Annotated in this window: 10 protein-coding genes; 8 read left to right on the forward strand and 2 right to left on the reverse strand. The window is 65.0% G+C overall.

Annotated elements, in window-relative coordinates; all coding sequences use genetic code 11:
• Window positions 1–164 precede the first annotated feature (164 nt).
• Window positions 165–956 carry a TOBE domain-containing protein gene (locus Mspo_RS08190; RefSeq protein WP_159728642.1) on the forward strand — a complete coding sequence of 264 codons (792 nt, stop codon included), beginning with the start codon at window positions 165–167 and terminating at the stop codon, window positions 954–956.
• Window positions 957–1,350: 394 nt separating this feature from the next.
• A complete protein-coding gene (locus tag Mspo_RS20190) occupies window positions 1,351–1,905 on the forward strand; it encodes a di-heme oxidoredictase family protein (RefSeq protein ID WP_306344956.1) in 555 nt (184 codons plus the stop codon).
• 115 nt (window positions 1,906–2,020) lie between these two features.
• Here Mspo_RS20190 and Mspo_RS08200 read toward each other — a convergent pair whose 3' ends face one another.
• Complete coding sequence (locus tag Mspo_RS08200) at window positions 2,021–3,805, reverse strand: hypothetical protein (protein WP_159728644.1); 1,785 nt, start codon at window positions 3,803–3,805, stop codon at window positions 2,021–2,023.
• Between the two features lie 286 nt (window positions 3,806–4,091).
• Between Mspo_RS08200 and chpT the strand changes: the two genes are divergently transcribed.
• From chpT to Mspo_RS08225, 5 genes are all read left to right on the forward strand, one after another.
• Window positions 4,092–4,781 (forward strand): histidine phosphotransferase ChpT, encoded by a 690-nt coding sequence (gene chpT, locus Mspo_RS08205; protein ID WP_159728646.1) that lies wholly within the window; start codon window positions 4,092–4,094, stop codon window positions 4,779–4,781.
• Window positions 4,782–5,047: 266 nt separating this feature from the next.
• The gene (locus Mspo_RS08210) at window positions 5,048–7,651 is read left to right on the forward strand and encodes a chemotaxis protein CheW (RefSeq protein ID WP_159728647.1); all 2,604 of its coding nucleotides are present in this window, start codon (window positions 5,048–5,050) and stop codon (window positions 7,649–7,651) included.
• A complete protein-coding gene (locus Mspo_RS08215) occupies window positions 7,648–8,190 on the forward strand; it encodes a chemotaxis protein CheW (RefSeq protein ID WP_159728649.1) in 543 nt (180 codons plus the stop codon). Before Mspo_RS08210 ends, Mspo_RS08215 begins: the two co-directional genes overlap by 4 nt.
• Window positions 8,187–8,552: a response regulator gene (locus Mspo_RS08220; RefSeq protein ID WP_159728651.1), complete on the forward strand. Its 366-nt coding sequence runs from the start codon at window positions 8,187–8,189 to the stop codon at window positions 8,550–8,552. The genes Mspo_RS08215 and Mspo_RS08220 overlap by 4 nt, the downstream gene beginning before the upstream one ends.
• 123 nt (window positions 8,553–8,675) lie before the next feature.
• On the forward strand, window positions 8,676–9,521 hold the full coding sequence (locus Mspo_RS08225; RefSeq protein WP_159728653.1) for a protein-glutamate O-methyltransferase CheR: 846 nt from the start codon (window positions 8,676–8,678) through the stop codon (window positions 9,519–9,521).
• A 91-nt stretch (window positions 9,522–9,612) separates the two neighbouring features.
• Here the strand turns inward: Mspo_RS08225 and ctrA are convergent, their stop codons facing one another.
• On the reverse strand, window positions 9,613–10,314 hold the full coding sequence (ctrA, locus tag Mspo_RS08230; RefSeq protein WP_108917056.1) for a response regulator transcription factor CtrA: 702 nt from the start codon (window positions 10,312–10,314) through the stop codon (window positions 9,613–9,615).
• Window positions 10,315–10,932: 618 nt separating this feature from the next.
• On the opposite strand from ctrA, the gene rpmH reads away from it, so the two are divergent.
• Window positions 10,933–11,067, forward strand: coding sequence for a 50S ribosomal protein L34 (rpmH, locus tag Mspo_RS08235; protein WP_024878470.1), 135 nt, complete (start codon window positions 10,933–10,935; stop codon window positions 11,065–11,067).
• Window positions 11,068–11,076: the final 9 nt, after the last annotated feature.

An 11,076-nucleotide genomic window follows, 5' to 3' on the forward strand; every position in this document is an offset into this window, starting at 1 on the left:
CCTAATGATTGCCCTCGCGCCGACTTTCGCCCCATTGCCTACTCACGCCAACTCGCGAAATTACGGGCTGTCGATAGCAGACGATATGTCCTTTTTCAGGTGGCAGACGATTTGATGAGGCGATCCCATGGCTTATATTCGCCCGACAAACCAAAGAGAGACCTATGACAGCCAACAAGATCGACGCGCTGCTGGCGCTTCGCAGCGAGGGGCGCTTCCTGGTTGGGCGCGATCGCGTCAAGCTGCTCGAGGCGGTCGCCGAATATGGCAGCATCACCAAGGCCGCCAAGGTCGTCGGCTTCAGCTACAAGACCGCCTGGGACGCGGTGAACGCCATCAATAACCTGCTGCCGAGCCCGGCCTTCGTCACCAAGGCGGGCGGCCGCTCGGGCGGCGGCGCCGAGGTGACGGCGGAAGGGCGCCGGCTCATCGCCACCTTCCACCGGCTGGAGGAGCGGCTGTCGCGCATCTCCTCGCTCATCGCCGAGGAGGGGCTCGAGGATCAGGACGATTTTCTGCTCTGGAGCGTGGGCGTCAAAATTTCCGCGCGCAATGTATTCCAGACGGAGGTGGTGGCGGTGAAGAAATGGCCGGTCGACGTCGAGGTGACGCTGCGCGTGTCGCCTGAGACCTCCATTCACGCCATCGTCACCAATGATTCGGCGACCGAGCTCGGCCTCGAGCCGGGACGCAAGACTCTCGCGCTGATCAAATCCTCCTTCGTCAATCTGACGCCGGCCGACCACGCCCCCGCCGGGGCGCGCAATCAATTCGCCGGCGTGGTGCGGCGACGAATCGACGCGGAGCGCAACAGCGAAGTGCTGCTCGACATAGGCGCGGGCAAGACGATGACCGCCGTCGTGCCACGCCAGACGGCGGAAGACCTCGACATCGCCGAAGGCGAGCGCGCCATTGCGAGCTTCAGCCCGACCAACGTCATTCTCGCGGTCGACTGAAATCGAAGACAATATCAGCGGATCAAAGATCAATCGGCGGGCTACTCGGCGATAAAATGAGCGCTCGTGTCGATTGACACGGCAGCGGCGAAAGACCCCGCATTTCTCGATCGTTTTTTCCAACCGCGAGTCGAAGGACGGCGATATCGCCGCCCGTTGGCGCGCAGAGATTTCATCGGCCCGAGCCGAGGCGCTGAGCCTCGTCGCTTCCGCCGGGCCGCATCTGTGAGGCGGCGGCTACTCCTTCCTTTGGCTCTGCTGTCTCTGTCCGCCGGCGCGCCCTATGAGAGTCCCAAGCTCGACGGCGACGTCTTCTCGCGGCCGCTCGCGGGATTGGACGAGGGGTGAGGCGCGGTTCCGCGACATCGGCTGCGCCGTATGCCATCGCGAGACAATGAAGCTCGGCGCCGTCGCCTTCGCGCCCTGGCCGAGCGGGACGGACATCCATCCCTATATCGAGCTTCTGCTGCACGACATGGGCGAAGGGCTCGCCGACGGGCGCGAGGATTTCGAAGCCGGCCCGCGCGACTGGCGCACGCCGCCGTTGTGGGGGCTCGGCCTCGCTGGCCGCTATGGAGCGCAAGCGGATTTCCTCCATGACGGCCGCACCCGCAGCGTCATGGAGGCGATCCTCTGGCATGGAGGTGAGGCGGAGGCCGCGGCGCAGGGGTTTCGCGGCCTCGCGCGCGAAGAGCGCGAGGCGCTGCTCGCTTTTTTGGGCTCTCTCGAACAAAGTCTTCCCGCCTATGACGCGGGCGTCACCCAGAGCCAGAATGTGGGCGAAGGCCATTTTTGGGGCGGCGAGATCTCGGTGGATTATCGAGTCGCGGAGGAGCTCTCGCTCGGCGGCAATCTGACGCTGATGCGCCGTTCGGTCTATGCGCCCTACATCCTCAACTTCCAGCCGACGGGCGTGCCGGACGGCAAGATGTTCCTCTACACCGGCTGACGGCTATCCGGAGGCCGGGCGCAGCTTTTTTTTCAGCGCCAAGGCGACGTTCTGATCGAGGCTCTCGTCGCCGCCGGATCGCGGAATGCCAACAGTCGCTTTTCCACGACGCGGCTCAGCCATTATCGCGGCCGCGCCGCGATGGGCCTCGAAAAGCAGTGACTACCGCATGCAGCGGCTGGAAGCGGGCGGACGAAAGCCGACTTTCCACGAAAGCGGCGGCCGCGACCTTCGGCGCGGCGAGCGGCTTGGGCCGGATCGCGCGCGGAGTCGGCCGGCCGTTCAATAGATCGGCCGGCGGCCGATCCGCTCTCGCGGCCACGGAATATCTCGGGCCTTGATGCCGTTCGATCGTCGCCCGGTTCCTCGGATCGAGGACATATTTCAGATGCCAGAACTGGTAGCATTTCGTCAGATAGGTCATCTGGTGAGACGCCAGCTCCGTCAGGGGGCCATCGAGGCGAGAGAGATATTCGTCATTGCCGGAAATGCCGGCGAAGACGTGAAATCTATGCCTACGGAACAAGGTGGGGATGCCGGATCGCGGATCCTGATACAGGTCCCAATAAGAATCCCGATCGTATAATTCGCATTTCGATCCGGTGAAATGGTCGACGCCATAGGCCGCAGCGACGATCGTCTTGAGATTGGGGAAGGGTGGAAAGTAGTCATCCAGGTCTGCGATGAGGATATATTCGTGGCTCGCGGCCATCAAGGTGGTCGTACGGCGCCGATCCGCCTCGAAGCCGTCCACACCGCCCAAATTTTCGGATCGATAGGCGTCCTTCGTATAGATGGACCGATCTCGAAAACCCCGTTGCCGATCCCGAATGACATGAATGGGAAAATTTGCTTCGCGCGCGATCCGCTCGAATATATCCACGGAGCCGTCCGTGCTGCCGCCGTCATTGACGATGATCTCGTCGCAATGCGGCATGACCGCATGGCAATAGCTCTCGATCAGCGGCGCGTCGTTGAAGCAGAGCGCGATGCAAGAAATCTTCACTTCTTCGGGGTCGACGCATCGTATCGCGTCCACGCTCTGTCCCTGCGCCTGCAAATCGCAGAGGCTCGCGCGGCGATAGGCTTCGATCGCTTCCTCGAGGCGCCCCTCGCGCTCGTAGAAAGCGCCGAGCGGGCGAAGGCACGGCCAGTGATCCTCTCCGAATCCGACGAGCCTCTTCAGAGCGCTTTCCGCGTCGGCCGCGGGCAGTCTCGAGGGCGCCTGCAGCGCGAGACGATAGGCGTCGAAAGGCGCGAGCGCGCCACCCGCGAGAAGATGCTCGAATTCGACACGCCAGCACTCATTGTCCATTGTCTCGTGCAGCATCGCCGCGAGCCGACGCTCGCCCGCATCGCCGACTTCGCCCCGGAAGACCTCTTCGAAGAAATCGAGCCGGTCGACGGCCGAGCAGATTTCGTAGAGCTTTCGCGTCGCAGCGCGGGTGAAGCCGAAGGCGGAGGTCCGCCTTCCGTATTCCTCGGCGAAGCGATCCATCTCGAGCGGTCCCAAGAGCTCGGTGATCGCAAAGGAGAACAGGGCCGCGCGCGCCGCCTGCGGCCGCCTGGGCAACCGCCCGAGCGCCTCGAAGACAAAGGAGATGGCGGCGGCGGAGCCTTCGAGCGCGCGCAGCGAGGCGCAATAATATTCGACGGCGGTCTGGAACCAGCGATCGGGAATCTCGGCCTCCGCCGCAACGACCGGCGACAGGACCTCCCGCGCCTCGACATGTCGCTCGGCTTCTCTCAGGCAGATTCCCAGATTGAGCGCGACGGCCGGGTCGTTCGGAGCGGCGGCGCGCCTTTCGCGCATCCATTCCAAGCAATTCTCGGGTCCGGCCGAACGTTTGCGCGCATCCCGCTCGGCGAAGACGCCGTCGAAATCGAAATTCTCAGACATTCCGTCACCATGAACTCTAAAAAGGATTTTCACCAAATCGTCAGGGTTGGTCGCGGGGAAATCGCTTCGTACGGCTAGGAGGCTCACCCCGGTCGAGCTCCTGATTAGGCGATCGCCGTTTCGCAATCAATCCTTGTCCGAGGCTTGGCGAGTCCGAGGCGTCGCTCGCCCCGGGCCCGACGCGCCGCTTTCAAATCTCGTCCGCCGCGGCTACGAATAAGAGGCTGGCCGAGGCGATTCGGCCGCGCCGACGCCGGATCGCCGGCGGATCATTTCGGATGGCTTCATGACCAAATTCGCGCTCGACTCCCTCGATCTTGCGGCGCTGCTCTCCTCGCGCGTGTGCCATGACGTTATCTCCCCCGTGGGCGCGATCGTGAATGGGCTCGAGGTGCTCGAGGAGGAGAAGGACGCCGAGATGCGCGGCCATGCGCTGGCGCTCATCAAATCGAGCGCGGCGGAAGCTTCCGCGCGGCTGCAATTCTGCCGGCTGGCCTTCGGCGCGGCGGGCTCCAAGGGCGCCGAGATCGACACGGGCGACGCCGAGCATGTGACGCGCCAGCTGCTCGCCGACGAGCGCACGAAGCTCGAGTGGAGCGTGCCGCGCGTGCTGATGTCGAAGAACAAGGTGAAGCTGCTGCTCAATCTCTGCCTGATCGCCGATGCGGCGATCCCGCGCGGCGGCGTGATCTCGGTCGCTTCGGCCGGGACCGGCGACGAGGTCGCCTTCACCATCGACGCCAAGGGCGTGAACGCCCGCATCACTGCGGCGATCCCTGGCCTGCTCGCCGGCCAGCCGGAGGAGGGCGTCATCGACGCCCGCTCCATTCAGGCCTATTACGCCGGCCTCGTCGCGCGGGCGAGCGGGCTCGACGTCGAAATCTCCGCTCAGCCGGAACATGTGACGATCACCGCCCGGCCCGCCGCCGCCCGAGCGGCGCAGGAGGCGGATACGCCGGCGGCGCTCGAAGCCTAGGGCCTGTTCCCGAAAAAAGCGAAGCGGTTTTCGGAAAAGAACATGCGAATTCAAATCGCTCTAGAGTCTTTCCGTGGTTCATTGAAACACGGAAAGACTCTAGGTTGTTGTTTTAACGCGTTTCCAACGCCGAACCGGCGTCCACTTCGGCTGTAACCGCTCTAGAGCGGCTCGCCGCCGCTCCCGGCGAATTCCCGTGACAATCGAAGCGGGCGGTCGGCCTCGAGCGCGGGAATTTCAGTTCTCTTAACCGGAATGCGTCATGAATGGCGTCCACGCCGCGCGAGCGGCTCGCGACAGACGACGCCATGGACGAGCTCCTCAATGATTTCCTCGTCGAGACCGCCGAGCATATCGACGCGGCGACGATGGAGCTCGTCTGTCTCGAGAAGGACCCCGGCGATCAGGCGCTCATCGCCAGCCTGTTCCGGCATGTCCATACGATCAAGGGCACCAGCGGATTCCTGAAGCTGCCGCGCGTCGGCCGGCTGACGCATTCGACCGAGGCGCTCATCGGCGCGTTGCGCGACGGCGCGCCGACCCGCAACGCGCATGTCACGCTGATCTTCGCCGCCGTGGACCGGCTGAAGGACATTCTCGCCGAGATGGGCCACTCGGAGGAAGAGCCGCCGGGCGACGACGACGAGCTCGTCGCCGCCATAGACGAAGCGACACGCCGCACGCGCCTCGGCGAGGACGCGCCCCCGCCGGACGAAGCGGAGACGGAAGACGCCTCTTCCTTCGCTCCCGCGTCGCGCGCCGCGGCGGGCGAGGCCTATTCCAATGGCGTCGGCCATATGGGCGAGACGGTCCGCGTCTCGGTCAATGTGCTCGACCGGCTGATGGGCATCGTCTCCGAGCTCGTCTCTACCCGCAATCGGCTGTTCGAACTCTCGGGCGCCTGGGGCGGAGGCGACGAGGCCATGACCAGCACGGTGCAGACGCTCTCCAATATCACCAGCGATCTGCAGGATGCGGTGATGAGCGCGCGCATGCAGCCGGTCGGCCGGCTGTTCTCGACGCTGCCGCGGCTGGTGCGCGATCTCGCGCATGATCTCGGCAAGAAGATCGTCATCACGACGGAAGGCTCGGACACGGAGCTCGATCGGCAGGTCATCGAGCTCATTCGCGCGCCGCTGACCCATATCATCCGCAATTGCGCCGACCATGGCATAGAGCCGCCCGCGGAACGCGCGCGCATCGGCAAGAGCGAGACGGGCGTGATCTCGGTGCGCGCGGCCTATGACGCCGGCCAGATCACCATCGACATCGCCGACGACGGCCGCGGGCTCGACGTCGCGCGCATCCACGCCAAAGCGCTGGCCAAAGGGCTCGTCTGCGAGCCGGACATTTCCAAATTCACCGACAACGAGCTGTTCGAATTCGTCTTCGCGCCCGGCTTCTCGACCGTGGACGGCGTCACCAAAATCTCAGGCCGCGGCGTCGGCATGGATGTGGTGCGTGAGAATATCCAGTCCATCGGCGGCTCGGTCTCGCTGACCTCGCGCTACGGCAAGGGCGCCTGCGTGACGCTGCGCATTCCGCTGACGCTCGCCATCACCCCGGCGCTCATTCTGTCCTGCAATGGCTCGCGCTTCGCCATTCCGCAGATGACCGTCATCGAGCTCGTCGGCGTCGGCCGCGGATTCGATCATATGATCCAATATATTCACGACGCGCCGGTGCTGCGCCTGCGCAACGACGTGCTGCCCCTGATCGATCTCGCCGCGACGCTCGGTCTCGGCCGCTCGGCGGAGGAAGTGGAGAACCGCGACGGCTTCGTCGTCGTGCTGCGCGTCGGCAGCGCGCGCTTCGGTCTGCTCGTCGAGACGATCGCCGATGTGCAGGAGGTCGTCATCGAGCCTCTGGTAAGCGCGCTCGCGCGTCTCGGCGTCTTCTCGGGCCAGACGATTCTCGGCGACGGATCAGTGGTGCTCATTCTCGATCCCGCCGCTCTGCTCGATCACGCCGGCATGCAGCGGCTCGCCGAACGTCCGGCGGAAGCGGCGACGCCGGAGGTCTTCGTCCCGCGCGCGGAGAAGACGCGGATCATCATCGTCAAGGCGGGGCCCGGTCCGCTGAAGGCGCTGCCATTGTCGCTCGTGCTGCGGATCGAGGACGTGCCGCGCGAGCGGCTGATCGCCTCGGACGGGGCCTTCGTCATGGCCTATCGCGACGGCCTCCTGCCGATCATTCCGGCGACGGCGGACGATCCGCTCCAGCGCGCCTCCTACCCGATCCTCGTCTTGTCCGGGGCGGGCCAGTCCATGGGACTGCTCACCGAGGAGATCATCGACGTCACCGACGAGATATTGGACCTGCAGCGGGAGAGCAATTCGCCTCATATCCTCGGCTCGATCCAGCTCGACGGCGAGATCGTCGAATTTCTCGACGCCACTTATTTCATGCGCATCGCCTGCCCCGCCGCTCTGGCGCGCGGCGTCAACAAGCGGCATCGCATCCTGCTCGTCGACGACAAGGCCTTTTTCCGCGACATGCTCGCGCCCATCCTCGCCTCCGCCGGCTACGATGTGACGACCGCGGCCTCGGCGCCCGAGGCTTTGTCCTTCCTGCGCAAGGGGCTTTCCGTCGAGGCGGTGGTGACGGACACCGACATGCCGGAAATGGACGGCTATAATTTCGCGCGCGCGCTGCATGCTCTGCCCGGCCTCGCGGAGCTGCCAGTGGTGGCGCTGGCGGCGCAGGCGGCGCCGAGCGTTCTCGCCGCCGCGCAAGCCTGCGGCATCGCCGCCGTCGCCGGCAAGTTCGACCGGCGCGCGCTGATCGAATGCGTCCGCGGCCTGCTCGACAAGACGGACACAGCGCCGCGCGATCTCGAATTGCGCATCATGTCGGAGCTCGCCGCATGACGAAGCCGCAACACGACAGGAGCGCTCAGGGTCGGTTCGAGGCGCCCGGAGCGCAGACGCGCAACTTCACGATAAAGGTGCGCGGTCAGACCTTCGGCCTGCCTGTCGAATGCGTGAAGACGATCTTCCATATCGACCAGGTGACTCCGGTCCCGCTGGCCCCGCGCGAGATCGCCGGCGTCGCCAATCTGCGCGGCCGCATCGTCACCGCGCTGCGGCTCGACCGCTGTCTCGACATCGACGACGGCGGCGTGTCCGATTCGGCGCTCGCCGTCTGCATCGAGCACAATGGCGAGCGCTACGCTCTGCTCATCGACGACACCGGCGACGTCGTCACCTGTGACGACGACGACCGCATCGCCTGCCCGACCCATGTCGGGCTGCAATTCATCGAGACCACCAACGCCTGCTACCGTCTCGGCGACGATTTCCTGCCGATCCTCGACATAGACGCGCTGCTGCGACGTCTGTCGAAATCGAGCGACAGCGGCGGGCGCGAGACCGTTTCGAGAGACGTATCCCGAGGAGGAGAGATATGAAGCAGATTCTGGTCGTCGACGATTCGGCGGTCATCCGCAAGGTCGCCCGACGCATTCTCGAAGGGATGCAGTTCAGCACGATCGAGGCGGAGAATGGCCGCAAGGCCCTCGTCGCCTGCGAACAGGCCATGCCCGACGCCATCCTGCTCGACTGGAACATGCCGGAGATGGACGGCTTCGAATTCTTGCGCGCGCTGCGGCGGATGCCGGGCGGCGCGGCTCCCAAAGTGGTGTTCTGCACCACCGAGAACGAGGCGAGCTATATCGCCCAGGCGATGGACGCCGGAGCCGACGAATACATCATGAAGCCCTTCGACCAGCATGTGGTGCGCTCCAAGCTCGAGGAGATCGGCGTCATCTGAAATCGGGCGAGCGGCGGCGGAAACGAGAGGCGCTCTTTCGAGCGACGGCGGAATGCGGAAAATAGCGGCGGCTCGCCATTTTCAGCCCGGCGCGGCGCGCGCGAACGCCGCGAGGGGACGCCGATGATCCTCGCTTTCGCGCGGCTGCGCCGCCTCATCGGCGCGCTCGCCGGAATCTCGCTCGACGCCGACAAGCTCTATTTCGCGCAGAGCCGGCTCGAGCCGATCCAGCGCGCCAATGGCTGTCTCGATCTCGCGCAGCTCATGCGCCTCGTCGAACGCAGCGGCGACGAGGCGCTGCTCCAGCGAATCGTCGACGCCATGACCAACAACGAGACCTCGTTCTTTCGCGATCGCCTCCCCTTCGAGAAGCTGAAGCTCGAATGGCTGCCCGAACTGATGGCGCGACGCGCCGAAACGCGCCGCCTGCACATCTGGTCGGCCGCCTGCTCGACGGGCCAGGAACCCTATTCCATCGCCATGGCGCTCGCGGAAATGGGCGAGGCGCTCGCCGGCTGGACCGTCGATATCCTGGCGACGGACATTTCCGAGAGCGCGCTCGCGACGGCGCGGCGCGGCGTCTACAGCGCGTTCGAAGCGCAGCGCGGCCTTTCCGCGCAACGTCTGCTGCGCAATTTCGATCAGAGGGAAGGCCTCTGGCGAATTCGCGATGAGCTGAGGAAGAACATCGCCTTCCGCAAGCTCAACCTGCTCGAGGATTTCCGGAGGCGCGAGCCTCATGACATCGTTTTTTGTCGAAATGTGCTCATGTATTTCGAGCCGCAGGTGAAACGCGACGTGCTCGCGCGGCTCGCCGACGCGATCGCCGAGGACGGCCGTCTCGTCCTCGGAGCGGCGGAGACGATCGGCGACGCCGATCCGCGCTTCACGCCGGTTGCGCCCGACGGCTATTCGCGGCGCCGGCGGAGGCCCGCTGCGGCCGAGCAATTCGCCGCCCTCGGCGCGTGAGGCGCCTCGCCGCCCAGGTCCGCCATGGGCGGCCGACGTGCAAAAGGGCCCGAATCGGGCCCTCGCGCCTTTCGCGATGCCGCGTTTTTCCTCAGGCGGTGATGCGCTCGTCGGCTTCGCTCGGCTCGCGAAGCACATAGCCGCGGCCCCATACCGTCTCGATGTAGTTGCGGCCTTCGCTGGCGTTGGCGAGCTTCTTGCGCAGCTTGCAGATGAAGACGTCGATGATCTTGAGCTCCGGCTCGTCCATGCCGCCATAGAGATGGTTGAGGAACATCTCCTTGGTGAGCGTCGTCCCCTTGCGCAGGGAGAGCAGCTCGAGCATCTGATATTCCTTGCCGGTCAGATGCACGCGCGCACCGGAGACCTCCACCGTCTTCTGGTCCAGATTGACGACGAGATCGCCCGTGGTGATGACCGATTGGGCGTGACCCTTGGAGCGGCGCACGATGGCGTGAATGCGCGCGACGAGCTCGTCCTTGTGGAACGGCTTGGTCAGATAATCATCGGCGCCGAAGCCCAGACCCTTCACCTTGTCCTCTATGCCGGCGAGGCCGGACAGGATGAGAATCGGCGTCTTGACCTTGGCGACGCGCAAGGTGCGCAGCACCTCGTAGCCGGACATGTCGGGCAGATTCAAATCGAGCAGGATGATGTCGTAATCGTAGAGCTTTCCGAGGTCGATGCCTTCCTCGCCGAGATCCGTCGTATAGACGTTGAAATTCTCGGATTTGAGCATGAGCTCGATGCTTTGAGCGGTCGCGCTGTCATCCTCTATCAGTAAAACGCGCATTTTCGGTCCCCACCCAGCTCCACCAAATCTTCCCCCGGACGCCATCGCGTCGCCCGAGCGTCGACGATGCGCCGAGCGTCGTCGGCCGCACGCCAAGATTTATATCCATTTGACGAAACGCTAAGCGGTAATGGTTAACAAACCCTGACCTTCGGCCCGGCGGCCAACCACAACCTTAATCGTCGGCGGCCGAGCGCCGCCGCGAGCCCGGAACAGCGTCTCTCGAGGGGGACGAATCGACCGGCTTCACATTGTTTATACAAGCGGCTCGCCCGCCTGCGAAGCGGGCCGGCGCTACGCAAACGCCGCGGCGAAAGCTTCGCGAAAGCCACGACGCCCTCCCGATGCGCCCGCGCGCCGCTCGCGATTGACTTATGCGCGGGCTTTCTCCTATATGCCGGCGCGGCGTCGGCAGACGCGTCTCGTGCGGGGGCGATTGCGCCCGCAACAAAGGCGGAACGAGGCGACCGCGGGCGGTGATCGTCCTTAAAAGACCTGAACGAAAGATCGAGGGCCGTGGCGGCGGCCGGCCGATGACGAGCAGTCGGCGCGAGGCGATATCGGCGCGTGGCGATGGCGGCTCTTCGATCGGCGACCTGAGCGAGCGGAGACCCCAAGGTGAAGAGAACTTATCAACCCAGCAAACTGGTGCGCAAGCGCCGCCACGGATTTCGCGCCCGCATGGCGACCGTCGGCGGCCGCAATGTCCTCGCGGCGCGCCGCGCCCGCGGCCGCAAGCGCCTGTCGGCCTGAGTGCCGCCG

The organism is Methylosinus sp. Ce-a6 (assembly GCF_009811655.1).
Lineage (GTDB): Bacteria > Pseudomonadota > Alphaproteobacteria > Rhizobiales > Beijerinckiaceae > Methylosinus.